Annotated in this window: 17 protein-coding genes and 1 tRNA gene; 12 read left to right on the top strand and 6 right to left on the bottom strand. The window is 74.0% G+C overall.

Annotated features, from left to right (window positions below):
* The first annotated feature begins 2 nt into the window (after nt 1-2).
* The 5 genes from ACZ4M8_RS23125 (at nt 3) to ACZ4M8_RS23105 (ending at nt 2,949) form a co-directional block, all read left to right on the top strand.
* The gene (locus ACZ4M8_RS23125; protein ID WP_467610208.1) at nt 3-398 is read left to right on the top strand and encodes a DUF742 domain-containing protein; all 396 of its coding nucleotides are present in this window, start codon (nt 3-5) and stop codon (nt 396-398) included.
* The gene (locus ACZ4M8_RS23120; protein ID WP_467610206.1) at nt 376-996 is read left to right on the top strand and encodes a GTP-binding protein; all 621 of its coding nucleotides are present in this window, start codon (nt 376-378) and stop codon (nt 994-996) included. Before ACZ4M8_RS23125 ends, ACZ4M8_RS23120 begins: the two co-directional genes overlap by 23 nt.
* Nucleotides 993-1,574: a GAF domain-containing protein gene (locus tag ACZ4M8_RS23115; protein ID WP_467610205.1), complete on the top strand. Its 582-nt coding sequence runs from the start codon at nt 993-995 to the stop codon at nt 1,572-1,574. Before ACZ4M8_RS23120 ends, ACZ4M8_RS23115 begins: the two co-directional genes overlap by 4 nt.
* 219 nt (nt 1,575-1,793) lie before the next feature.
* A complete protein-coding gene (locus tag ACZ4M8_RS23110) occupies nt 1,794-2,717 on the top strand; it encodes an alpha/beta fold hydrolase (RefSeq protein ID WP_467610203.1) in 924 nt (307 codons plus the stop codon).
* Nucleotides 2,718-2,875: 158 nt separating this feature from the next.
* Nucleotides 2,876-2,949: transfer RNA gene (locus tag ACZ4M8_RS23105), tRNA-Pro, on the top strand.
* A gap of 110 nt (nt 2,950-3,059) precedes the next feature.
* Here ACZ4M8_RS23105 and ACZ4M8_RS23100 read toward each other — a convergent pair.
* The 6 genes from ACZ4M8_RS23100 to ACZ4M8_RS23075 all read right to left on the bottom strand — a co-directional run bounded on the left by ACZ4M8_RS23100 (nt 3,060) and on the right by ACZ4M8_RS23075 (nt 12,428).
* Nucleotides 3,060-3,944, bottom strand: coding sequence for a hypothetical protein (locus ACZ4M8_RS23100; RefSeq protein WP_467610201.1), 885 nt, complete (start codon nt 3,942-3,944; stop codon nt 3,060-3,062).
* A gap of 96 nt (nt 3,945-4,040) precedes the next feature.
* Complete coding sequence (locus ACZ4M8_RS23095; RefSeq protein WP_467610199.1) at nt 4,041-5,522, bottom strand: FAD/NAD(P)-binding protein; 1,482 nt, start codon at nt 5,520-5,522, stop codon at nt 4,041-4,043.
* A gap of 508 nt (nt 5,523-6,030) precedes the next feature.
* Complete coding sequence (locus tag ACZ4M8_RS23090; RefSeq protein ID WP_467610197.1) at nt 6,031-9,006, bottom strand: helix-turn-helix transcriptional regulator; 2,976 nt, start codon at nt 9,004-9,006, stop codon at nt 6,031-6,033.
* 206 nt (nt 9,007-9,212) lie between these two features.
* Nucleotides 9,213-10,088 carry a LuxR C-terminal-related transcriptional regulator gene (locus tag ACZ4M8_RS23085; protein ID WP_467610196.1) on the bottom strand — a complete coding sequence of 292 codons (876 nt, stop codon included), beginning with the start codon at nt 10,086-10,088 and terminating at the stop codon, nt 9,213-9,215.
* Complete coding sequence (cofD, locus tag ACZ4M8_RS23080) at nt 10,085-11,101, bottom strand: 2-phospho-L-lactate transferase (protein ID WP_467610194.1); 1,017 nt, start codon at nt 11,099-11,101, stop codon at nt 10,085-10,087. Before cofD ends, ACZ4M8_RS23085 begins: the two co-directional genes overlap by 4 nt.
* A 1-nt stretch (nt 11,102) precedes the next feature.
* Complete coding sequence (locus ACZ4M8_RS23075) at nt 11,103-12,428, bottom strand: AMP-binding protein (RefSeq protein ID WP_467610192.1); 1,326 nt, start codon at nt 12,426-12,428, stop codon at nt 11,103-11,105.
* Nucleotides 12,429-12,586: 158 nt separating this feature from the next.
* Between ACZ4M8_RS23075 and ACZ4M8_RS23070 the strand changes: the two genes are divergently transcribed.
* The 7 genes from ACZ4M8_RS23070 (at nt 12,587) to ACZ4M8_RS23040 (ending at nt 24,329) form a co-directional block, all read left to right on the top strand.
* The gene (locus tag ACZ4M8_RS23070; protein WP_467610189.1) at nt 12,587-13,324 is read left to right on the top strand and encodes a response regulator transcription factor; all 738 of its coding nucleotides are present in this window, start codon (nt 12,587-12,589) and stop codon (nt 13,322-13,324) included.
* Between the two features lie 74 nt (nt 13,325-13,398).
* Nucleotides 13,399-15,066 carry an ATP-binding protein gene (locus ACZ4M8_RS23065; protein WP_467610187.1) on the top strand — a complete coding sequence of 556 codons (1,668 nt, stop codon included), beginning with the start codon at nt 13,399-13,401 and terminating at the stop codon, nt 15,064-15,066.
* 430 nt (nt 15,067-15,496) lie between these two features.
* Nucleotides 15,497-18,790 carry a right-handed parallel beta-helix repeat-containing protein gene (locus ACZ4M8_RS23060; RefSeq protein WP_467610186.1) on the top strand — a complete coding sequence of 1,098 codons (3,294 nt, stop codon included), beginning with the start codon at nt 15,497-15,499 and terminating at the stop codon, nt 18,788-18,790.
* Nucleotides 18,791-19,015: 225 nt separating this feature from the next.
* Complete coding sequence (locus ACZ4M8_RS23055) at nt 19,016-20,332, top strand: S8 family serine peptidase (protein WP_467610184.1); 1,317 nt, start codon at nt 19,016-19,018, stop codon at nt 20,330-20,332.
* A 596-nt stretch (nt 20,333-20,928) separates the two neighbouring features.
* Complete coding sequence (eccD, locus tag ACZ4M8_RS23050) at nt 20,929-22,317, top strand: type VII secretion integral membrane protein EccD (RefSeq protein WP_467610182.1); 1,389 nt, start codon at nt 20,929-20,931, stop codon at nt 22,315-22,317.
* A 64-nt stretch (nt 22,318-22,381) separates the two neighbouring features.
* Nucleotides 22,382-23,848, top strand: a complete 1,467-nt coding sequence (gene eccB, locus ACZ4M8_RS23045; RefSeq protein WP_467610179.1) for a type VII secretion protein EccB — start codon at nt 22,382-22,384, stop codon at nt 23,846-23,848.
* A gap of 100 nt (nt 23,849-23,948) precedes the next feature.
* Nucleotides 23,949-24,329, top strand: coding sequence for a hypothetical protein (locus ACZ4M8_RS23040; RefSeq protein ID WP_467610178.1), 381 nt, complete (start codon nt 23,949-23,951; stop codon nt 24,327-24,329).
* Nucleotides 24,330-24,363 lie beyond the last annotated feature (34 nt).

The raw sequence follows: 24,363 nt of genomic DNA, 5'->3' as shown, positions 1-24,363 counted from the left end.
CGATGGCGCTGTGCCACCGCAGCCGGGACGGCGGCCGGGAGCCCGCGTGGTACGACGACGCGGCGGGCCGTCTGGTCCGCCCGTACACCGTCAGCAACGGGCGGACCCGGCCCACCGCCCCGTTCGACCTCCTGACGCTGGTCAGGGCGACCGGGCGGCGGGCCGACGAGCAGGGGCCGGAGCACACCCGGGCGCTCGCGCTGTGCCGGGCGCCGGTCTCCGTCGCCGAGGTCGCCGGCCATCTGCGGCTGCCCGTCGTGGTCACCAAGGTGCTCCTCGCCGACCTCGTCGACTGCGGTGCGCTCACCGCCCACGCCCCCGCGCCCGCGGACGGCGCACCCCGGACCGACCGAGCACTTCTGGAGGCGGTGCTGCATGGACTGCGCACCCGACTGTGATCCCCTGACCCCGCCGGATGACGGGGCCGTCTTTCCGACCGCCGTGAAAGTCCTGGTCGCGGGCGGCTTCGGAGTCGGTAAGACCACCTTCGTCGGAGCGGTCAGCGAGATCGAACCGCTCTCCACCGAGGAGCTGCTCACCCAGATCAGCGTCGGCCACGACGATCTGCTCGGCGTCGAGGACAAGGACACCACCACCGTCGCCATGGACTTCGGCCGGATCACCCTCGACCGGTCGCACATCCTCTACCTCTTCGGCACCCCCGGGCAGGAACGCTTCTGGTTCATGTGGGACGAGCTGTCGCACGGCGCGCTCGGCGCTGTGGTCCTCGCCGACACCCGGCGCCTGGACCACTGCTTCGCCGCCGTCGACTTCTTCGAACGCCGCGACATCCCCTTCATCGTCGCCGTCAACGAGTTCGACGGCTCCCACCACTACGCCCCCGAGGAGGTACGGACCGCCGTCGACCTCGGCCCGGACGTGCCCGTCGTGGTCTGCGACGCCCGGCGCTGCACCTCGGCCACCCACGTCCTGGTCGCCCTCGTGCAGCATCTGCTCGCCCCCGTCCCCGCCGCCGCTGCCTGGGAGCTGCCGTGAGCCGGTCCGCCGCGTACGACCCGAACCGGCATCTGCTGCGCACGCCGGTGGACACCGAGGCGACGGCGCGCGCGGCCCGGCTGCGGGAGCTGGGCCTCGGCGACGCCCCGGTGCCCGCCTTCGACGCGTACGCCCGCGAGGTCGCCCGCGCGCTGAAGGCGCCGTACGGCGTGGTGAACCTCCTCGGCGAGCAACGGCAGTACCTCGCCGGGCTGTACACGCCGCCGCGCGGCCGGGTGCCGGGCGCCCCGCGCGCCCTCGGCGGCGATCTGCGGGTGATCGCCCGCGACCACGGCTACTGCCCGCACGTCGTCGTCCGCCGCAAGGCCCTGGCCCTGGAGGACGTCCGTGACTTCCCGCGGTTCGCCGGGAACCCGGTCGTCGACGGTGCCGGGGTCCGCGCCTACCTCGGCGCCCCGCTGATCGATCGCACGGGCCTGGCGCTCGGCACGGTCTGTGTGGTGGATCTCGAACCGCGGCCGTGGGGCCGTCCGGGGCTGGAGGCGATCAAGGAGGCGGCGGCCGGTCTGGTCACCCGGATCCACCGCCGCGAGGACGGGCTGAGCGACACCTTCTGACCCCGGGCCGCCCGCGGTGCCCCGCTTGCGGCGCGGTGCCCCGAACACCCCGGAACACGCGCCGGGGCGGGGCTCTTGGCGGGGCGCCGCCCGGGAGGGAGAGTGGCGTGCGGCGGGGCGCCGGTCCGGTGGCCGGGATCCGGTGCGGTCCGGTGCGGGCGCCCCGCCGGACCCGCCGCCGTCCGGGCGGCCCGCCCCGCAGTCAGGAGACGATGCCCCATGCAGGTCCCCCAACCGGAGTTCCACGTCGCCCCCGACGGCGCCCGGATCGCCGCGTACACCTGGCTGCCGGAGGCCGGGCAGCCCCGGGCCCTGGTCCAGATCGCGCACGGTGCGGCGGAGCACGCCCGGCGCTACGACCGGTTCGCCCGCTTCCTGACCGCCCGCGGTTTCGGCGTCCTCGCCTCCGACCACCGCGGCCACGGCGCCACCGCCGCGTCGACCGGCGGCCGGGGTGTGGTGGGGGAGGACGCCTGGCGGGCGACGGTCACCGACCTCAAGCGCCTCGGCGATCACGCCGCCGCCGCGCACCCCGGCGTCCCGCTGGTCCTGCTCGGTCACAGCCTGGGCTCGATGCTCGCCCGCGACTACGCCCAGGAGTACGGCGCCGACCTCGCCGGACTGATCCTCTCCGGCACGTTCCGCACCCTGCCCGGTATGGAACTCGGCTCCATCATCGAGGAGTTGGAGGCGGAGGTCGCCGAGCGGGGGCGCACCGCCCCGTCCGCCTTCATCCCCCGCGCCTTCGGCGCCTTCAACGACGCCTTCCCGCACCGCACCGGCTTCGAATGGCTCTCCCGCGACACCGCCGAGGTCGACCGGTACGTGGCCGACGAGGACTGCGGCTTCCCGTTCTGCGCCGGGCTCTGCCTGGACTGGGTCCGCGCGGTCCGCAAGATCAACGATCCGGCGCACCTCGCCCGGATGCCCCGCGATCTGCCGGTACACCTCGTCGTCGGCGCCGAGGACCCCTGCAACCAGCGGTTGACGCAGGTCAGCGAGATGCTGGAGGACTACCGCTACCACGGTGTCCAGGACCTGACCTGGCGCGCGTACCCAAAGGCCCGGCACGAGGTCCTCAACGAGACCAACCGCGACGAGGTCCAGCGCGACCTGCTGGCCTGGCTCGACGCCCGGGTCTGAGTGCCCGGGGGCGCCGCGGACCGCCGGGCCCGGACGCGGCCCGGTCCGGCGGTCGCCGGGCGGGGCGCGGTGCCGTCCGGAATCCGGCAACAGGCACCCTCTGACATGCGGTATTGTTCTCGTGCGCGGTCAGCCGGGGAACCGGCAGGGCGAGCGATCGGGACGTGGCGCAGCTTGGTAGCGCACTTGACTGGGGGTCAAGGGGTCGCAGGTTCAAATCCTGTCGTCCCGACAGTTGTCGGAAAGAGCCCGCCGATCCGGGGAAACCTGGATCGGCGGGCTCTTTCCGTATGTCCCGGGGGCCGCGGTCCGGCCGTGGTGCCGGCCGGACCGCGGCCGCGCTCAGCTCAGGAGCTGGCCGCGCCATTCGCGGAAGCCGTCGGCGAGGTCGGGGCGGCCGGCGGCGGTCAGGCGCGCCACGTGGTCGTCGACGTAGTGCAGGTAGAGCGGGAGCAGTTCCCTCTCCAGGAGGGCGAGGGCCGCCGCGGGGTCCTCGGGGGGCGTGTCGCGCCAGGTGAGGGCGGCGGTGACGAGGGCGGCGCCGGGGGCCTGGGGGTCGGCGGCGTGGTGTTCGGCGGCGCCCCGGTTCGTGCCGACCAGGCCGGTGGCGGCGGTGTAGAGGAAGCGGACGGGGAAGAGGACGACCTTGGTCAGGCGCCGCGGGCCGTGGTCGAGGAGGAGGCGGGGGTCGCGGATCTCCGCCAGGGCCGTGCGGTCGGCGGCGGGCATCGGGCCGAGGCCGGTGGCGGTGGTCGCCGGGTCGTACGCGCGGCCGGCGAGGAAGGCGAGGGCCAACTCGGCGCCGATGGCGAGGAGTTCGTCCGCTCCGGGGCGGCTGATGCCCTGGCGGGACTCGGTGCCGGTCAGGAGGCGGCCGTGTTCGAGGAGGTCGAGGCGGTCGTAGGGCGGGAAGCGGCCGCCGTCGCTCTCGCCGGACAGGGTCGACGGCGTGCCCCAGAAGACCGACAGCCGCTCGTGCAGCACGGAGCCGCCCTTCTTGACGGTGCCGGTGACCGCGTCCACCTCCGCCGCGTCCGCGGGGGTGTGCGGGTCGGCCAGGACGAGTCCGAGGTCGACGTCGCTGACCGGCTCGCTGAAGCCGCCGTGGGCGAGGCTGCCCAGGGCGTAGGCGGCGAGCAGGCGCGGGCCGAAGCGTTCCTGGTAGGCGGCGACGGCTTCCGCGAGGACCTGCTCGCCGCCCGGGTGGGAACTAGGTGTGTCGTACATCTTTGTCCGATCTGTGCGCTGCGGACGTTCACCGGTCACCGGGGGGATGCGCCGGATGAGGTGGTGGGAAACCGTCCGGGGTGGGGCGTGGGGAGGTCAGCCGCGGGGGGCGGCCGTGCGGCACTCGTCGACGAGGGCGGCGAGGATCCGCTCGACCTGGAGCTGCATGACCGGGATGCCGAAGGTGAAAAAGACGGCGCCGCTGGTGATGTCGCCGAAGGCGAAGAAGCGGGGGTCGGCTCGGCCGTCGCGCTGCAGCCTGCTGCTGTGGCGTTCGATGCGCAGACCGCCGAACGGGTGGGGCTCGGCGACGCCCGCGGACACCAGGGCGTCGGTGATTTCCCGGGCCGCGCCCGAGGTGCGCTTCACCGGAGTGTTCATCGCGTTGATGACGGCGTCGACGGTGAAGGAGTCGTCAGCGGTTTCGACGGAGAAAGTGCCGTCGGAGAGCGGAGTGATATCGACGAGGCGGTCGCGGATGCGGAGATGGCCGCTCTCGTGCATGGCGAGGAGTTTACGGGCATTGGCGGGCGGCATCGGACAACATCGGGAAAGCAGCAGCCGCTGGTGCGACGCCAGCAGGGCGGCCTTTCCCTCGTCGTCGAGGAGATACCACAGGTCCTGGCCGACCGCGCGGGCGGCGAATTGCAGTGTCCGCAGCCGGGTGTCGGGGGAATCCGCCGCGTCCAGCTGGCTCTTGAGATCGGTGAGCGGGGAGGCGGCGAGCGTGAGCTGCCGGCCGAAATCCTCGAATTCCTCCGTCGTCAGGCCGAGTTCGGCGCGGGCCAGTTCGACGATGTCGGTCAGCGTCAGGGTGCCGCCCGCGGCGCGCTCGTCGGCCTTCTCGGGGGTGAGGTGGGTGAGCGTGAGGCGGGTGCGGCGCTGGCGGACGGCGGGCAGCGCACCGGAGCGGGAGAGGAAGGTGACGGGACCCCGGTGGTCGCGCGCCCGGAGGGCGAGGGCCACATCGACGCCGGTCAGACCGCTGCCGACCACGGCGACGTGCGCGGTGGGGTCCAGTGTGGTCAGGGTCTTTGACAGGGGGTACGGGTCCGCGATGTAGTGCGGCGCCGCGGCGAGACCGTAGGCGTCGGGCGGGGTGCCGCCGCCGGGGGTCAGCACGACGCGGTCGGCGGTGTGGCGGCCACCGGAGCGGGTGCGCAGACAGGTGGTGTCGCCGGTGAGTTCCACGCCGGTGACCTGGTCCTCGACGATGCGGACGCGGCGGCCGTGTGCGGTGAGGCGGGCGATGGCCTCCCGGGCGGAGTCCGCGAAGTAGTCACCGGCGAGGGTGCGGGAGGGGTACCAGCCGTCGGCGGTGTCCGAGTCGCCGGTGTTGCCGTGGGCGTTCAGCCAGCGGGGGAAGTGGTCCGGGTCGCCGATGCGTACCGACATGTCCTGGGGGACGTGGTTGACCAGCACCTCGTCGGTGTCGCGCTGGTAGGCCCGGCCGCGCCAGAGGTGGCGTCCGCAGTCGAAGACCGTGACCTCCCCCGCGGGCAGCAACTCCACGGCCTGGGCGAGGGCGTCCAGGAGGAGTACGGCGGCCGGACCGCCGCCTATCACTGCGATGTTCATCCGGCTCTCTTTCCTGCTTGTTCGTCAAATACCGCGTCGTGGTGGTGTGCGGTCCGCGATATGTCGTGCTCCGGAATTCCGGCATGGGTGACCGGATCGGGTGTGCGGAACCCGGACGGAACGCATGGTGCCGATCCGGCCCGGGGAAAGCGAGAGGAGGCGGAAGTGTTCACCCGCTGTTCGGTGTACGGGAATTGGCCGTCGCCCGCTTTTCCTTTCCTCCGCCGCTCGGTCGGAACGGGTGAGGGGACCGGAAGCTCGTCATGCCGCTGTGTGTCGCGGACGAATGATTTCCGGTGTACCCGGAAGCCATGCGGGCGAGGTGCCATGAATTCTTTTTCAGGGGCCCCTTAGGGGTTCGGCACGGGCCCGGGAACGGGCGGTGTGCTCCTCCAGAACCACCGCCGGGACGCACCGCGTACGGCGCCGGGCTGCCGAACGGCCGGTGGCGCCCCGGGCCGCCGCGAGCGGTGACACCACTCGCCGTGCGGCACCCGCGGGCCGCCGCTCACCGGGCGGCGGAGTCCTGCCCCTGCGGCGCGGCGCCGTTCGCCGCGTGGGCGAGGGAGGCGGGACGGGGGCGCAGCATCGCCGTGAGGTCGGTGCGGCGCTTGACGTGGAGCTTGCGGTAGACCCGGGTCAGATGCTGCTCGACGGTGCTGACGGTGATGTACAGCCGGGCCGCGATCTGCCGGTTGCTGTGGCCGCGGGCCGCGAGCTCGGCCACCCGGCGCTCCGCGTCGCTCAGGCTCGCCCGCAGCCGGCACTCCCCGTCCGGCCGGCCGGCGTGGGCCGGCCGCGCGGCCGGTGCGAACGGCTGCTGCCGCCCGGCGCGCGCGGCGTCGGCGGCGCTCCGGGGCTGGGGCACGGTCTGCCCCGGGCGCCCGCCGCCGTGCTGTGCGGGCGGCGTCGCGGACCGGCCGCGCGCCGCCGCCTCCGCCGACTCGTCCGTTCCGGCTCCCTGACGCTCCATCACCGTGTACCTCTCTCCCGACGTCCGCAGCTTTGTGCGCTGCCCGATTCCGTTCAGTTGCTTCAGTACGGCCGCCCGGTCGCGCAGCGCCCCGCACTCCGCGAACGCCGCCGCGGCCTCCTCCAGCAGGGCGGCCCGCTCCTCCTGCGGAGCGCAGGCGGCGAGCACCCGCAGGGCGGCGCCGCGCGGGCGGATCTGGAGCGGGGTGCACCGCTCCAGCTGCGTCTGCGCCAGGGTGCGGGCGCGCGCCCGGTCGCCGAGGGCCAGGCACGCCCAGGCGGCCTCGCTGCGCCACGGCACCAGCGCCGGTACGTCCATCTCCCACTCCTCCATCAGCGCGCCGATGGAGGAGAACTCGTCCAGCGCCGCCTGCGGCTGCCCCGCCGCGAGCTGGTACCGGCCGCGGGCGCACAGGTAGTGCAGCCCGATCGGCGTCTCGAAGAGCGTGTCCGGCACCGGGACCCGCAGCGCCCGCCGCGCGATCTCCAGCTGCCCCGACGCGACCCCCGCCGTGATCAGGGTGCCCAGCGGCATCCCGATGCCCACGCCCCAGCTGTCCTGCGAGGTCGCCGACAGCGCGGTGTGCGCCAGCTGGATGGCCTCCGCCAGCGCGCCGCGCCGCAGGGCGAGTTCGGCGCGTACGGCGGTGAAGAGCGCCTGCCAGTTCTGCGCCGGGATCAGCGGTGCCTCGGAGGCCAACCGGCGGCAGGCGGCGTCGGCGGCCTCCAGCCGGTCCGAGTAGAGCAGCGTGATCAGCGCGGAGAGCAGGACCGGGAAGCTGCGTTCGGTCAGCCGGTAGCGGCACAGCAGCCGTTCGGCCTCGTCGGCGAGGGCGGTGTCGGGGCCGGTACCACTGAGCCGGCTCAGCAGTACCGCGCCCTGGACCTCCGGGCTCAGCGGATCGCTGAAGGGCGTCGCGGGGGCCGTGCCCTCCGGTACGTCGACCGGCTCCCACCGGCCCGTCGCGGTCGGGTAGCCCAGCCGCAGCCACTGCAGCGACGCCTGGACGTGGGCCGCCGCACCCGGTGCGTACACCTCCGGCGCGGCGTTGATCCGCTGGAGTCCGGCGACGGCCGACTCCACGTCGCCCAGCCAGAGCGGGACGGTGGCGGGGGCGCCCTCGGCCGTACCCGCCGGGTCACCGGGGGCGGGTGCCAGCGCCGGGAGGCCGCGGACGGCGGCGCACGGGTCGGTCCGCCACTCGATGTCGAACAGCGTCGCCGTGATGGAGGCCCGCAGCTTCTCGTCGGACGGCTCCAGCTCCCGGGCGCGTACCAGGCAGTCGTGGGCCAGATCCGGTTCGCCGCCGCGCAGCGCCGTGCGGGCCGCCTCGTCGAGGATCTCCGCCGTCCAGTCGCCGTCCGGTACGGGCGAGGCGGCCAGCAGCTGACGGGCGATGGTGACGGGCGCCGCGCCGCTGCGGTACAGCACCTCCGCGACCCGGCCGCGCAGCGCGGCCCGTACCGCCGGCGCCGTGTTGTCGAGCACCGCGGCGCGTGCCTTCGGGTGCCGGAAGCGGCTGCCCGACAGGACACCCGCGTTGTTGAGGGTGTTGACCGTCCGCATCAGCGTGGTGGTGTCGACGCCGGTGAGCTGGGTCAGCAGCCGGGTGCTCGCCGGGTCGTCGAGCAGGGCGACGTACCGGGCCAGCGTCTGCGCTTCATCACCGCAGCGGTGCAGGCACGACAGGACGGCCGCGGTGTAGCCGGAGTCGACGGCCGGGGCCCCGGCCGCGGGGTCCGTGTGCCGGTTGTCGGCGATGAGCCCGTGGACCTGGAGCGGGTTGCCCGCCGTGATGTCGTAGCAGGCGTCGCCGAGGTGTTCGGCGGCCGCCGCGCCCAGCTGCGCGGTCAGCAGATCGCGGACGGCGGGCCGGGACAGCGGGCGCAGCCGCAGCCGGCGGGAGTGCGGCTCCAGGGGCAGTTCCGCCTGGAGGACGGCCTGCGCGGCGGGCAGGTCGGGGGCCTCGCCCAGGACGATCAGCACCGGCTTCGTCCCGAGCCGCCGGACGACCGCGGCCAGGCACTGCAACGACACCGCGTCCGCGTGCTGGAAGTCGTCGATACCGAGCACGACCGGGCCGGGCAGCCGCTCGACGGCGTCCAGCAGCGGCAGGCAGAGGGTGTTGACGACCTGCGCCGACAGGGGGAGGGAGCCGTCGGCCGGGGCGGTGCCCGCCGCGGTGTGGAGCTGCGCGGTGTCCAGCAGACGGCCCGGGGAGGGGGAGCCGCCGTCGGACATGAGGGCGGCCGCGCCGCGGAAGAGCTGGGCCCATACGCCGAACGGCACCAGGTGCTCGGTTCGCGACGCCGTCGCGCCGAGGTAGCTGCCGCCGCCCTGGGTGACCTGGCGGGCGAAGGTGCGCAGCAGCTCCGATTTACCGCAGCCGGTGGGCCCCGAGAGGAAGGCGAACCGTGCCGGGCCCAGCCGGTCGTCCGTCAGCAGCTGCTGGAGGACGGTGAGATCCTCCGTGCGCTCCTGGAGGTCGGAGAAGACAGCCTGGCCGTTCATCGCTGCTCATTCGGTCGTTGCGGAAAGCCGGGGTATTCCTTCACGTTTCTTCCTGAACGTCATGGCGGCGGGCGCCCTGCCGATGGCGCCGACGCTCCGGGTGGGGGAGGGCGGGGAGGTGTTCCGTACCGGTGCGTGTCCCCCCGGCCCCCTCGGGCCGGCGGGTGTGGCGGTGCGGACGTGCCCTAAGGCGGGTACGGAGGCGTTCACAGCGGGATTCCCAGGTCACGGGCGCGGGCGATGGCCTCCACGCGGTTACGCGCGTTCAGCTTCTGGAGCACGTTCTGCAGATAGCTCTTGACGGTGTTGCGGGAGATGAACATGGCGGTCGCGATCTCCGGATTGCTCTGGCCGAGCGCGACCCGGCGCAGCACCTCGTGTTCGCGAGGGGTGACGACACCGTCCCCGGCGGCCGCCGCGGCCGGCTGCCGGGCCGGGGCCGGGGCGGCGGAGGGAGCGGCGACCGTGGCGGCGCTGACCCGCTCGACGGTGATGCCGTACCGGGTGACCGGCGCCGCCCAGTCCGGGTGGCAGGTCAGCAGCGCGACGCGGGTGAGGCCGAGGGCGGTCAGCATCTCGGCGACGATCCGGCTGCCGCTCTCCCGCTCCGCGCGGTACTGCGGGGACGCCACCGACGACTGGCGGCGGGCGCAGCTGTCGAGGGCGCCGACGGCACCGAAGCCGCGGCCGGTCTGCCGCAGGTAGAGCAGCACACCCCCGGCGTCGTGCACGGACCGGATGGTCTGCTGGAGGCGGGCCGCGCAATCACAGTGCAGCGCGCCCAGCACCTGACCGCTGAGGCATTCGCTGTGCACCCCCACCAGCGGGGCCCGCCCGCCGGCCGCCGGGGACGTACCGAAGCCGAGCGCGACGTGCTCACCGCCGTACGACAGGCCGCTGAAGGTGAACGACGTGCCGGTCGCGGTGCCGCCGCCCTTCAGGCCGACCTGGAGTTCACCGGCGGCCCGCACCCGGGGGCGCGGCGGAGTCGCGGGCACGGTCCGCTCCCGCTCACCGCGCGGCCGTCCGTCCGGGATCTGCCGCCGTGCGGCCGCCGGGTTCTCCGGGCTGACGAGCGTCATCGCCGCACCCCTCCGATCGCTGCGCCACGGGCCGGGCGGACGCCGTTCACCGTGTCGAGCACGGCATCGGCGAGGGACCGGGGGACCCGGCCGCCGTGCGCCAGGGTCGGGGTGATCCGCACCTCCGGCCCGAGCGCCCGGATCGCGTCCGCCTCCTGCGCGTCGGCGGGGTCCAGGACGAAGACGTCGCACAGGTCGCGGATCAGCTCCGCCGCGCCGGTGGCGGTGGCGGCCACGCCCCGGGACTCCATGAGGCGTTGCCTGCTGTCCGCCCGTCGCGCTTCACCGGGATCCTCGAACGGCACCCGGCTGACGGTCGGGGTGACCGCCACCACCGGGCAGCGCACGTCCCGCAGCGCCTCGCGTATCCCCGGCACCGCCAGGACCGGGCCCAGGCTCGCCACCGGGTTGCTCGGGCCCAGCACGACGAGGTCGGCGCTCTCCAGCGCCTGAAGCACACCGGGCGCCGGGCGGGCCGCGGAGATACCCGCGTACGTCACCTCGTGCACCCGGGGCGCGGCGGCGTCCCGCACCAGGAACTCCTGGTAGCTGCGGCGCTCGCCGTCGGTGCACAGCAACTGGGTGCCGACGGGCTGTTCGGTGGCGGGCAGGACCCGGCAGCGCAGCCCCATGGCGTCGGCGAGCCGGCGCGTCACCTCGGCCAGGCCCACCCCGTCGCGCAGCCACGAGGTGCGCAGCAGGTGGGTGGCGAGATCGGTGTCGCCGAGGTTGAACCACACGTCGTTGCCCAGCTCACGCAGGGTTTCCATGCACCGCCAGGTCTCGCCCTTGGTGCCCCAGCCGCGCTCGGTGTCCTGGCGGCCGCTGAGCGCGTACAGCGTGGTGTCGAGGTCGGGGCAGACCCGCACGCCGTGCGCCCAGAGGTCGTCCCCGGTGTTGACCACCAGGGTCAGGGGAGACGGGCCCGGCGCCGCCTCGTCCAGTGCTTCGTTCAGGGTGAGCCACAGGCGCGATGCGCCGATGCCGCCGCCGATTCCCACAACGTTGACCATGTCACTCCGCCTCAGCGCACTCATTCACCGGCCGCCGGAAGCCGGCGGCTCTCAGGGACGACAGCAGGTCGGCGCGGAAGTCCGCCGACCGGATCTCACATGATCTGCCCGGCACCCGGTCCGCCTCGGGGCGAGCGAGCGGGGGCCGCCCGTACGCCTTCGGACCGGGGCTCCGGGGCTCTCCGCGGCCGGGCGGCCGGCCCCGCACGGGGGCCGCCCGGGGAGGCGGGGGAGCGAGGGGCCCTAACCAGTTGCCCGGCCGCCCGTCCGGACCGGCACCGCCTCCCGGCGCCCGCCTGGTGAGGGCCCCGCGCTCCCGTTTACGGCGTCTGGCCTGCGCGGACGCCAGCACCGGGGCGACGGTCTCCTGCATCCCGTACAGCTGGAGCAGGGAGACCTGGAACCGCTTCTCGAACAGGGTGATCCGCTCCTCGGACACCTTCTGCGTGGCGATCACCGCCCGCAGACCGTGCGCGGTGTCCCAGACGCTCTCCTCCCGCGCGAGCAGCATGCACAGCGGCGCGGGCAGCAGCCCGGCGAGCGTCGCCCGCAGCGCCGCCGCCTGACCGGCCCACCGCTCGGCGGTGAAGCCCGGCGTGAGTGCGATGGAACCGCCGCTGACCAGCGCCGACATCGACGCGTACTGCTGGGAGTTGCCGCGGAAGAGCGGCAGCACGATCAGCTGGCGGTCGTCGGGCCGCATCCGCAGCCGGCCGGCGATGTTGCGCCCGGCGCCCAGGTACGCGGCGTGGCTGAGCGGTACCTCCTCGGCGGGGCCGGACCCCGCCGCGGCGTGCAGCACCCCGAGGAGGTCGTGCGGCCCGGGGCCGGTGCCGTCCCGCCCGGTGTCCCACGGCGCGTCCGACTGCGCGTCGCGCGCCGTGTGGAACGCGTCGGCGCCGTGCCCGCCGATGACCAGCAGATGCCGGCAGTCCGGTGCCTGGAGGCAGGCGCGCGCCGCGGTCTCCCGCAACGCGGCCTGGACGACGGTGACGTGACAGCGGGAGCGGGCGAGCAGATATCCCAGCTCGTCCGGGGTGTGCAACGGATCACTCGGGACGAGTACGGCGCCCAGCCGGGCCGCGCCGAACCACAGGTCGTAGAACTCCGGGCAGTTGCCCGTGTGCACGTTGAACCGGTCACCGGTCCGCAGTCCGAGCGAGCGCAGCAGCCGCGCCGTCCGGGTCGCCCGTGCGTCCATCTCGGCCCAGCTGACGACGCGTTGGCCGCCCTCCGGTGTCTCGGCGACGAGGAAGGGCTCGGCGCCGTGACGGGCGGCTCCCTGGGCCAGTGCGGCTGCGACGGTGTCCGCGGTTCTCGTACTCACGCCAGTGACTCTTGTGCGGTCACCTCACTTGGACCGCAACGGTTCATCAAATATTGCTTAACTGCTTGCTCAAGGTGATCGCGTGGTGACGCGAAGGGGTGAACAATGAGATCATCGACACCCCGCGCAGTGCGGTTCGATCGATGCGGGGAGGCGCTTTGCCGAGCAGTGACACACATGCTCTCGTCCTGGTGGTGGACGATGACGAGGATGTCCGGACGCTGGCCAGATGGCAGCTGGAGTCCGAGGGCTTCGAGGTGCTGACGGCGGCCGACGGACAGGCCGCGCTCGACGCCGTGGCCGAAAGTCACCCCGATGTCGTCCTCCTCGACCTCACCCTCCCGCTCGTCGCGGGCCTCGACGTCCTCACCCACATCCGGCGCCGCTCCGCCGATCTCCCGGTGATCGTCGTCTCCGGCCGGTCCGGTGAGACCGACCGCATCATCGGCCTCGACCTCGGCGCCGACGACTACGTCGTCAAACCCTTCTCCCCGGCGGAGCTCGCCGCGCGGGTCCGTTCGGTGCTGCGCCGCAGCCGCCGCTCCGAGACCGCGCCCGCGGCGCCCGCCCCCGCGCCGGAGCCCGCTCCCGAGCCACCGAACCCCCGCAAGGGCCTGGTCATCGACCGGGCGACCCGGACGGTCACGGTGCGCGGTGACGCCGTGGAGCTGACCGCCCGCGAGTTCGACCTGCTGGCCTTCCTCGCGGCCTCGCCCCGCCACGTCTACACCCGCGACCAGCTCCTCGAACACGTCTGGCGGTCCTCCAGCGACTGGCAGGAGCCGGCCACCGTGACCCAGCACGTCCACCGGCTGCGACGGAAACTGGAACGCGACCCGGACCGCCCGCACTGGCTGCGCACGGTCCGCGGAGTCGGCTACCGCTTCGAGCCCTGAAAAACCCAGAAGGTGTCATGTTGCGCGAATTCGATCGGCGTGCATCCCCCGATGCGGGCCCGGACACCGAGTCCATGCCGCAGTTGCTCGTCCACCACGCCCAGGTACTGGAGATGATGGCGGAGGGCGCACCGCTGCGGCCTGTCCTCGACGCCGTCACCAGCGCCCTGGAGGACCTGCTGCCGGGCACGATGTGCTCGGTGCTGCTCCTCGACGAGCGTTCCGGGCGGCTGCACCACGGCGCGGCCCCCAGCATGCCGCAGCAGTACATCGAGATGATCGACGGTATGGACACCGGCCCCTGCGCGGGCTCGTGCGGCACCGCCGCGTACACCGCCGTGCCCGTGGTGGTGCCCGACATCCACCGCAGCGCTCTCTGGGACGACTTCCGGCCCGCCGCCGCGGTGGCCGGGGTGCGGGCCTGCTGGTCGACGCCCATACCGGGCAAGGACGGTCAGGTGCTCGGCACGTTCGCGGTCTACCACGAGGTGCCGCACACCCCCACCGAGTACGAGCGCCTCCTCGTCGAGCGGTTCACCCACCTCGCCGCCGTCGCCATCGACCACGACCGGCTCTTCGGCAGCCTGGCACAGAGCGAGGAACGCTTCCGCCGCGCCTTCGACGACAACGCCGCCGGCATGGCGCTGCTCGGCCTCGACGGGCGCGTGACACGGGTCAACCGCGCCCTGTGCGCACTCCTGCGGCGGGAGGCGTCCGACCTGGTCGGACGCTACTTCCAGGATCTGGTGGAGGAGGAGGACCGGGCCGGTCTGCTGCACGGCGTCGCCGCCGAGACCGACGACCGGCACCGCTTCGAACTCCGCTTCCGCCGCCCCGACGACGTGCCGATCGTCACCTCGACCACGTACTCCGGTGTCCGCGACGCCTACGGCAACATCGTCTCGTGGTGCGTCAACCTCGTCGACGAGACCGACCGCAAGGCCGCCGAGGAGGAGCGGCGGGCGCGCGCCGAGGCGGAGATCGCCCAGCGCCACGCGGAGGAGAACAGCCGCACCAAGTCGCAGTTCATGACCGCGCTAGGGCACGAGATCCGCACTCCCCTGCACGCCGTGGTCGGCTTCGGCGAGATGCTGCGCTCCGGCGCCCTGGGCCCGGAGCGCAGCCGGGAGGCGCTGGACCGGATGCGTTCGGCCGCGGGCCACCTGGTGGACCTCGTCGACGACCTCAGCGATGTCGCCGCGATCGAGGCGCGCGCCCTGCGGCTGCGCGCCGAGCCGGTGCCCGTCGGCGAGCTCCTGACCGATGTGCACGGACTGCTGGCCAACGCGGCGGATGAGGCGGCGGTGACGTTCGAGACCGAACTGCCCGCGGACGCGGTGGCCGTCATCGGCGACGAACGGCGGCTGCGGCAGGTGCTGCTGAACCTCGCCACCAACGCCATCAAGTACAACAGCCCCGGCGGCCGAGTCACCCTGGGCACCGCCCCCGCCGACGGCGACCGGCTCTCCCTGGTGGTCACCGACGACGGGCCCGGCATCCCCCGCCACCTCCAGCACCGGCTGTTCGTCCCCTTCGACCGGCTCGGCGCCGAACGCGGCAAGAACCCGGGCTCGGGCCTCGGCCTGCACGTCACCAAGGGACTCGTCGACGGAATGGGCGGCGAACTCGCCATCGAGAGCGGCGGTCCGGCTCCCGGCACCGTCGCCCGCGTCACCCTGCCCGCGCCCCGCGACACCGCCGTCCCGTCGCCCGGGGAGCGTCCCGCATCCCGGGACGCATGACGGGACGCATGACGGGACGGAACGGGGCAACCCCCTGCGTACCGTGCCCACCGCCCGTCCGCCGTAAGGCATTTACGCGTACACTTCGCGGCGGCAGCGGCGCGGCGCACCCCTTGTGTCCGCTGCTCAGGCCGTCGGGACGAGCCCGGCGCGCCGGGGACGGGGCGGGCCCGCCGCCACGGTCCCGTCCGCGAACGACGAACGGCACCGGCCGTCGGCCGCGCCCTCGCGGTACGCCGTGCCGAAGCGGTGGTCCGGCGGCGCCGCCGCAAAGCTTTCCGCCGCCATCCGCCGACGCGTCCTCCGGTCGCCCGGGGCCGGGCCCCGGGCGCGGGCGGCCCGAACACACCACACCGAATCAGGGAGCCGACCCGCTCCGGTGCACGACCGGTACGGTCGCCGACCCGACCCAGACGAAGGGGGAGCGGCGTTGGCCCGCCACCTGCTGATCGTGGACCCGGACGGGGTCGACGGACACCGCACCATCGCAGAAGCCATCCAGGCAGCCCGCAGCGGCGCCGTCATCAGCGTGCGGGCCGGGCGTTACGAGGAGAATCTCGTGGTGACCAAGATGGTCACGCTGGTGGCGGACGAGGCGGGCGCGGTCGTCGACATCGCGCCCCGCAAGGGCAGCGCCGTCCAGGTGCTGGCCGAGGCCGTCAAACTCTCCGGACTGCGGCTGCGCAGCGACGACACCGAACTCCCGGTCGTCGACGTACCGCGCGGTCAGGCGGCGCTGGACGACTGCGAGATCACCGGCGCGTCCTGGACGGCGCTGCTCTCCCGCGAGGAGGGCTCCCTGGCGATGCGGGACTGCCGCGTCGTCAACCAGGCGGGCGCCGGCATCGTCGACATCTCCCGCGCCACCAGCGTCATCGAGAACTGCCTCCTCGAACGCCTCGGCAGCTCCGGCGTGGTGATCGGCGAGGACGCCGACCCCGTCGTCCGCGGCTGCACCGTGCGCGACGCCCGCGGCAACGGCGTCCTCGCCAACGGGCGGGCCCGCGGCACCGTCGAGGACTGCACCCTGACCACCACCGGCAAACCGGCCGTCGCGCTGGAGGAGGACAGCGCCACCCGGATCGCCCGCTGTCTGGTACGGGACACCGTCATCGGTCTGCACCTGTCCACCACCTCCCAGGTCACGGTGGAGGAGTGCACGGTCAGCCAGACCTCCAGCCACGGGATGACGCTCGGCGGTGACACCGACCCCGTCGTCCGCGGACTGCGGGTCGAGCGCAGCGACGGCCACGGCATCGTCGTCACCGGGCACGCCCGCGGCACCTTCACCGACTGCACCGTCGAGGAGGCGGCGGGCTCCGGTGTGGTGGCCGAGGAGTCCGCCGCACCCACGCTGACCGGCCTCACGCTGCGCGGCTGCGCGGCGGAGAGCCTGCTGCTCGCCGGGGACGGCGCGGCCCGCGTGGACCGCGCCGAGATCGTCGCCGCGAAGGGCACCGGCGTCCTCGTCGGCGGACAGGCCGCACCGGTGCTGCGCCGGGTGAACGTCACCGACCCGGAGGGCCACGCGCTGGAGATCCGCTCCACCGGCCGCGCGCAGATCGAGGACGGCGAGCTGACCGGCGCGGGCCGGTGCGGCGTCGTCCTCGCCGAGGGCGCCCGGCCGACCCTCCAGGCCACCACCGTGCGCGGCGCGCGCAACAGCGGCGTCCTCGTCGGGCCGCGGGCCGCCGCCACGCTCCTGGACTGCGAGATCGCCGCCGCCGGGGCGGACGGTGTGCTGCTGGAGGAGGAGGCCGAACTGACCGCCGTCCGCACCTGGGTGCACGGCGCCAAGGCCAACGGCGTACGCGTCGGGGACAAGGCGCGCGGCGCGCTCAACGGCTGCCGTCTCACCGACAACGCCGGGGACGGCGCCCGCGTCGAGAGCGAGGAGCGGTTCCGGGTGACCGGCTGCACCGCCACCGGCAACGGCGGCGCGGGTGTCCGCCAGACCTCACCCGAGGGAAAGACCAGCGTCGAGTCGCTGACCAGCAGCGACAACGCCGACCCGGACATCTGGGGCGAGGCCGCGGCCGCCGCGGGTGCGGGCGGCGGCGTCGACGCCCGCGGGCCGCTGGCCAAGCTCGACGGACTCGTCGGCCTCCAGGGGGTGAAGGAGCAGGTCAACATGCTCGTCAACCTCAACCGGCTGGCGCGCCGCCGCCGCGAGGCCGGACTGCCGGTGCCGAACAACTCCCGCCATGTCGTCTTCGCGGGCCCGCCCGGCACCGGAAAGACCACCGTCGCCCGGCTCTACGGCTCGATCCTCGCCTCGCTCGGTGTGCTCCGCTCCGGCCACATCGTGGAGGTCTCCCGCGCCGACCTGGTCGCCAAGATCGTCGGCGGTACGGCGCTGAAGACCACCGAGGTCTTCGAGAAGGCCCTGGGCGGCGTCCTCTTCATCGACGAGGCGTACACCCTCACCGCGCAGGAGGGCGGCGGCGCCAACTTCGGTCAGGAGGCCGTCGACACCCTCGTCAAGCTGATGGAGGACCACCGCGACGACGTCGTGGTCATCGCCGCCGGCTACACCGCGCAGATGAGCAACTTCCTCGACTCCAACCCGGGACTGGGCTCGCGCTTCAGCCGCACCATCGAGTTCGAGAACTACACCGTCCCCGAACTGGTCACCATCGTCCGCAACCAGTGCGAGGCGCACCGCTTCACCCTCGCCGAGGAGACGGAGAAGGCGCTCGCGGTGCACTTCGAGCGGATGCCGAAGGACGAGTCGTTCGGCAACGCGCGCGCCGCCCGCAAGGTCTTCGAGGAGATGGTGGACCGGCAGGCGTTCCGGCTGGCGGAGATGGCCGAGGTCTCCCAGGACGATCTGACCGCCTTCGTCCCGTCCGACGTCGGTGAGCAGGCGGCCGCCGCGGTCGGCGCGGGCACCGCCCGGCACGACAACGAGGCGCTGGACGAGGTCCTGGGCCGGCTGCGCGCCATGACCGGTCTGGAAGCGGTCAAGAACGAGGTCGAGGACCTGGTCAACCTCCTCGGCACGGCCCGCAGGCGGCAGGCGGCCGGGCTGCCCGCCACCTCCGTCGGCCACCACCTGATCTTCGCCGGGCCGCCCGGCACGGGAAAGACCACCGTCGCCCGGCTCTACGGCGAACTCCTCGGCTCCCTCGGTGTGCTGCCGCGCGGCCAGCTCGTGGAGGTGGCCCGCGCCGACCTCGTCGGACGGTACGTCGGCCACACCGCGCAGCTGACCCGCGACGTCTTCACCCGCGCCCGCGGCGGCGTCCTCTTCATCGACGAGGCGTACACCCTCACCCCCGAGGGCGGCTCCGGCAACGACTTCGGGCAGGAGGCGGTGGACACCCTCGTCAAGCTGATGGAGGACCACCGCGGGGATGTCGCGGTGGTGGCCGCCGGGTACTCCGGCGAGATGGAGCGCTTCCTCGCCTCCAACCCGGGCCTGGCGTCCCGTTTCTCGCGCACCGTCCACTTCGAGGACTACACCACCGACGAACTCCTCTCGATCGTGCAGAGCACCTGCGCCCGCGACGGCTACGAGTGCGTGCCGGAGACGGTGGACGCGCTGCGGCACCACTTCGCCGCCATCGAGCGCGGCGACGACTTCGGCAACGCCCGCTACGCCCGCAAGGTCATGGAGGCGATGGTCACCCGCCAGGCGAGCCGCCTGAGCCGGATGCCGGACGCCGGCCTGGACGAGCTGCGCCGGCTGCTGCCGGAGGACCTGGCGAGCGCCAACCTCTGAGCGGCCGCGCCGCCCCGGTGCCCGCCGTCCTCACGGGCGGGCACCGGACACCGCGGCCGGAAAACACCGCCGCATACCCCCCACTTGTAGGTGGTGGCGGCTGCCCGGACCTGGGTGAATGAGGGGTCCGTGGCAGCCGGGGACCGCCTCCCGCCCACGGTCACGGCCGCGCCCCGCTCAGGGGCGGGCGGCCGCGGGTGACGACGACGTGAGGGAACACCGCTGGTGGACAACTGCCGCGAGAGCACTGCCCGGTTCACCGCCCGCGGGGGCCGCCGCCCCCGGCCCGGGGGCGGGCGCCGGGCGCTGACGCTCCTCGCCGCCTTCGGGTTGCTGGCCATGGGAGCCGGTCCGGCGTCGGCGGACGGTCCGGGCGACATCTCGCTGCCGCCCATCCCCCGGGGGGTGGAGGGCAAGTCCTGCACCAAGCCTTCCGCCAAGAAGATCTCGGGGCGCCCGTGGGCGCAGAACGTGCTCCGGCCCGAACTGGCCTGGGATCTGACCGAGGGCGACGGCGCGACCGTCGCCGTCGTCGACACCGGCGTCGACGCCCACGGCACACCCGCCCTGGAGGGGCGGGTCAAGGCCGGTCCGGACGTCGCCGGGGGCGGCTCGGCGGGCAAGGACTGCGTCGGGCACGGCACCTTCGTCGCCGGGCTGATCGCCGCCGCGCAACCGGACGACGCGGGCTTCGCCGGGATCGCTCCCAGCACCCACATCCTGTCCGTCCGGGCGACCGCGGACAACGGCACCACGACCCCGGACCGGCTCGCCGCCGGGATCGACGCCGCCGTCGCGGGCGGTGCGAAGGTCATCGACGTGCCGGTGGCGCTCGCCACCGGGAGCGCGAAGCTGACCGCGGCGGTGAAGGCGGCCCGCGCCGAGGACGTGCTGATCATCGCCCCGGCCTACGGTGTCCAGCAGCTCGACAGCGGCAAGGCGGCGCCCGCCGCCTACCCCGCGCAGCTGCCCGGCGTGGTGGCGGTGGCGTCCCTCGCGCCGCCCGAGGGCCTGCCCGACCAGCAGCAACCGCCGCGTACCGCCCCGGATCTGGCGGCCCCCGGCGACAACGTGGTGAGCGTCGGTCCGCGCGGGGACGGGCACTTCACGGGCAGCGGCGCCGACTACGCCTCGGCGGTCGTGGCGGGTGCGGCGGCGCTGGTCCGTTCCTACCGGCCGGACCTGACGGCACCGCAGGTCCTGGCCCGACTCCAGCGGACGGCGTACCACTACCAGGGCGCGGCCCCCTTCGTCGGAGCGGGCACGGTGGACCCGGGTGCGGCGGTCGCCGCCAACCTCGCCTCGCGCCGGGACGCCGCCGCGGATCCCGCCACGGCGCTGCGGCTGCCCGATCCGCCGTCGCACGACGCCGAGTACCGCGCCTGGACGATCGCCGGGGTCTCGGCCGGGCTGATCGTGCTGCTGGGCGGTGCCGCCGCCGTCGTCCCGCGCGGACAGCGGCGCGGCTGGCGTCCCGGCAGGCTGTCCGCCGCCACACCGGACGCCACCGCCGACGCGGGTCCGGCCTCGTCCGGCGCCTGACCGTCATGGCCCGGACGTCCGGACCGTCCCCGGCCCGCCCCGCCCCCGCGCCACTTTCCGCGGGGGCGGGGCTCTTCCCTCGTTCTCCCACTCCTTCCTCCCGCTATTTCCCGCCGCTCCGCGCCGGTAATTCGCCACCCCAAACCCTCCATCTGGGGGTGGTGCGCGACGGTGTTTCCTCCCTGCTTTCTCCTGCTGTGCCGGAAAGGCGTCCCATTTCGTTCCGGGCGCGAGTGGGAGAGGGCGGCAAAAAGGGAGCGCGTGTGCTTCAGCGAACGCGTCAATCCATTTCCGTCCCGAGGGCGAGGCGGGGGCCCGGGGAAGGTTCTTCCGTCATGGCCCTGTCCAGCAGCTGTGATGCCGGATGGTGGCGGCCTCTCCCATCCCGCTTCAGTGCAATTCTCTTCGCGTATGCACCTTTGCTCATGGTTCGCCGTACGGGGGGTTTTTCCGTACGGTGCGCGGGGGCCTCGGGAATTCCCGTACACCCCTCGGGAGTACCCTCCGTAGTCACTTGATCGATAACCCGTCACGCTAGTCTTTCCGATAATCCGCGTCGGCCCGGAGGGTTTTCCGGGCGAAGAGAGCGAGCCGCCGTGAGCGACACCACAGTCGGCCTGTGCCGACTCACCGTCCGATCCCCAGAAAGGGCCTTCGACATCGGCGTGCCCGTCGATGTGCCCGTCGCCGACCTGCTGCCGGTGCTCGTCGACTACGCGGGTGACGATCTCCACGAGAAAGGCCTGGAGCAGGGCGGCTGGGCCGTCCAGCGGCTGGGCGGGCCGCCGCTGGACGACGAGGGCACCCCGCGCAGCCTGGAACTGCGCGACGGCGAGACCCTCTACCTCCGCCCCCGTAACGAAACGCTGCCCGAGGTCGCCTATGACGACCTCGTCGACGGTGTGGGCGAGGCGCTCCGCAAGCGCCCCGACTCCTGGCGCCCCGAACTCACCCGCCGGCTGCTCCTCGGCTTCACCGTGACCGCGCTCGCCGTCGGCCTGATCATCCTCGCGCTGCCGGGCTCGGGCGTGCTGCGCGCCGTCGTCGGGGCGGGGCTGGCGCTGCTGCTCATCGTCTGCGCCGGTGCCGCCTCCCGCGCGGTGGGCGACGCCCCCGCGGGCGCGGTGCTCGGCACCATGGCGGTCCCCTACATGGCGCTCGCCGGGGCCCTGGTGCCGTCCGGCGGGGAGCCCGAAGTCCTGCTGGGCGCCCGGCTGCTGGCGGCCGGTGCGGCCGGGGCCGGCGCCGCCGTCCTCGCCCTGTCGGCGGTCGCGGCGTACGCCCCGCTCTTCCTCGGCGCGCTGACGCTCGACCTCTTCGTCGCCGTCGGCGGCGCCGGGGCCGTCGCCGGACTGCCGCTCGCGCACGCCGCCGGTATCGCCGTGCTCTGCGTGCTCGTCTGCGGTGGGCTGGTGCCCAGCCTCGGGTTCCGGCTGTCGGGGCTGCGGCTGCCGGTGCTGCCCTCCAACGCCGACCAGCTCCAGGAGGGCATCGCCCCGCACCCCGCCGAGCAGGTCAACTCCCGCGCGGTCCTCGCCGACAGCTACATGACCGGTCTCTACGCGGCGCTGGGCCTGGTCTCCGTCGCCTGCCTGACCGCCCTGCTCACCGCCCCCGCCGCGGACGGCTGGCCGCCCCGCGCCTGCGCCTGTGTGCTGAGCGTGCTGTTGCTGCTGCACTCCCGGCACTTCGGCAGCCTCTGGCAGCGGCTGGCGATGGCGGTCCCCGGCGTCTACGGACTCGCCCTGGCCGCCACCCTCACCGCGGTCGGCTTCGCCCTCCCCGCGCGGCTCACGCTGGCCGCCGCCCTGCTCGCCGCGGGCGCCGTCTCCGCCGTCGCCGCCTGGACGGTGCCGGGCCGCCGCCTGGTGCCGTACTGGGGCCGTATCGGCGACGTTCTGCACACCCTGACCGCCGTCGTCCTCGTCCCGCTGACGATCCTCGTCGCCGGCATCTACCAGCAACTGCGCGCCATCAAGGGCTGATCCGGCCGCGCCGGCGACCGCCGGCCGCACCACGCGGCCGCGGAAGCCGAGGAAGGGGAATGACATGCAATCCAGGCGGGACCAGGTCCAGGCCCACCTGTTCGTGATGAGCCGGCTGTCGGCGGGGATGCTCCGCGTCGAACCTGACGCCCCGGACGCGCCCAGCGCCCGCACCAAGCGCGGTCTGATCGGCGGCACCATCGTCGCCGTGCTCGCCGCCATCGGCGTCACCCTCTACGGGTTTCTCTCCCCGGGCGGCGCCACCTCGTGGAAGAAACCGGGCACCCTCGTCCTCGTCGACGACTCCACCAGCCGCTACCTCTACGCGAACGGCGCCCTGCACCCGGTGCTCAACGAGGCGTCGGCCAAGCTCATCGCCGGTACCCGGATGACGGTGCAGCACGTCAGTGCCGCCTCCCTCGGCGGCACCCCGCACGGCGCCCCCGTCGGCATCGTCGGCGCGCCCGACGCGGTGCCCGCGCCCGACGCCCTGGACAACGGCGCCTGGCTGACGTGTTCCGGGCGCGTCACCGACGCGTACGGCAAGAAGCGGACGCTGCTGAGCGTCGCGGTCGGCAGTGAGGAGGCCGGGCGCTCCCTCGACGACGCCACCGGCACCCTCGTCACCTCGCCCTCGGGCGGTGTCCAGCTGCTCTGGCACGGTATGCGCCACCGCCTCGACACCGAGCACGGCGCGCACACCGCCCTCGGCTGGGCCGACAAGGACCCCCTGCCGGTCAAGGACGACTTCCTCAACACCCTGACCGCGGGCACCGACGTCGCGTCGCCCCCGGTGCCGGGCCGCGGCTCCGACGGCCCCGAACTGGCCGGCGCGCCCAGCCGCATCGGCCAGCTCTTCTCCGGCTCCGGCCAGCACTACCTGCTGCGGGAGGAAGGCCTCGTACCGCTGACCCCGCTCCTCTTCGACCTGCTGCGCGGTGACACCCGTACGCAGAAGGAGGCGTACGGCGGCGCCACCGTCGAGGTGCGCGGGATCGGACCGGCCGACATCCAGGCGCACCAGGCGTCCTCCGGTGTGGGCAACGCGCTCGCCCAGGGCCTGCCCGCCACTGCGCCGCGCCTGGTGGCGGCCGGCCGTACGCAGGACGTCTGCGCCAAGGTCACCCCCGGCGACGGCACCAAGGGCCCGGTGACCGGTATCGCCGTCCTCGACGCGACGGACGTCCCGGCCGGCGCCCCCAACGACCAGCCCGGCGTCCAGGCGGGCTGCCTGCCGTCGGACCGGGTCTGGGTGCGGCCCGGCAGCGGCGCCCTCGTCCGCGCGCTGTCCTCGGGCGGCGCGGGCGCCTCCGACTACCTCGTCACGGACTCCGGCACGGTCTACCCGCTGCCCCCGGCGGCGGCCAAGCAGCTCGGCTACGACAACGCCCGGCCGGTCACCGTCCCCGGCACGCTGGTGCAGCTGCTGCCCACCGGGCCGAGCCTGGACCCGGCCAAGCTCGCCAAGGGCGGCGTGGTGCCCGCGGCGGCCGGCACGTCCGCGAACTGCCCGACCGGGAGCGGCACATGAACGCGCCGCGACGGGGCCCGCGGAGCGGCCCGGCGGGGCGGGCGGGACGGAGACCCGCGACCGTCCCGTCCCGAACCGACACCACCGAGGAACGAAACCCATGAGTGAGATCAGGACCACCAGCGACCTCCGGCGCATCTTCACCCAGTACCCGCAGCTGGCCGCGCAGGTCGACGCCCTGGGCCACGACATCGACCAGATCGCGGCGCTCAACGAGAAGGGCGCCGGGACCAACGACGAGGTCCACGACCAGTACACGAAGATCGCCACCCCGGCGACCGAGGTGCTGCGGAAGGTCGTGCAGCTGATGAGCGACGTCACGGCCAAGACCGGCCAGGACGGCGACGACGTCATGCGGCTCTTCGAGGCGGCCGAGCACGACAGCGAGGCGCTCGCCAAGGCGTGGGACGTCCTGGAGGCGGCCGAGAAGGGCATCGAGAAGGGCACCCCGAAGAAGGAGCCGGGCGATGGCGGTCACTGAGAGATGACGCCGCCGCGCGTCCCCGAAGGCGCCC

It is taken from the genome of Streptomyces sp. NPDC027185, from assembly GCF_055567035.1.
The sequence above is the reverse complement of the archived record's forward strand: the minus strand, read 5'-3'. Positions and strand labels throughout refer to the sequence as shown.

Bases quoted from the DNA above. Each gene is read 5' to 3' on its own strand.
- ACZ4M8_RS23110 (WP_467610203.1), top strand. From the start codon at position 1,794: ATGCAGGTCCCCCAACCGGAGTTCCACGTCGCCCCCGACGGCGCCCGG.
- ACZ4M8_RS23120 (WP_467610206.1), top strand. From the start codon at position 376: ATGGACTGCGCACCCGACTGTGATCCCCTGACCCCGCCGGATGACGGG.
- ACZ4M8_RS23095 (WP_467610199.1), bottom strand. From the start codon at position 5,522: ATGAACATCGCAGTGATAGGCGGCGGTCCGGCCGCCGTACTCCTCCTG.
- ACZ4M8_RS23090 (WP_467610197.1), bottom strand. From the start codon at position 9,006: ATGAACGGCCAGGCTGTCTTCTCCGACCTCCAGGAGCGCACGGAGGAT.
- ACZ4M8_RS23100 (WP_467610201.1), bottom strand. From the start codon at position 3,944: ATGTACGACACACCTAGTTCCCACCCGGGCGGCGAGCAGGTCCTCGCG.
- ACZ4M8_RS23040 (WP_467610178.1), top strand. From the start codon at position 23,949: ATGAGTGAGATCAGGACCACCAGCGACCTCCGGCGCATCTTCACCCAG.
- cofD (WP_467610194.1), bottom strand. From the start codon at position 11,101: ATGGTCAACGTTGTGGGAATCGGCGGCGGCATCGGCGCATCGCGCCTG.
- ACZ4M8_RS23125 (WP_467610208.1), top strand. From the start codon at position 3: ATGGCGCTGTGCCACCGCAGCCGGGACGGCGGCCGGGAGCCCGCGTGG.
- ACZ4M8_RS23065 (WP_467610187.1), top strand. From the start codon at position 13,399: ATGCCGCAGTTGCTCGTCCACCACGCCCAGGTACTGGAGATGATGGCG.
- eccB (WP_467610179.1), top strand. From the start codon at position 22,382: ATGCAATCCAGGCGGGACCAGGTCCAGGCCCACCTGTTCGTGATGAGC.
- ACZ4M8_RS23085 (WP_467610196.1), bottom strand. From the start codon at position 10,088: ATGACGCTCGTCAGCCCGGAGAACCCGGCGGCCGCACGGCGGCAGATC.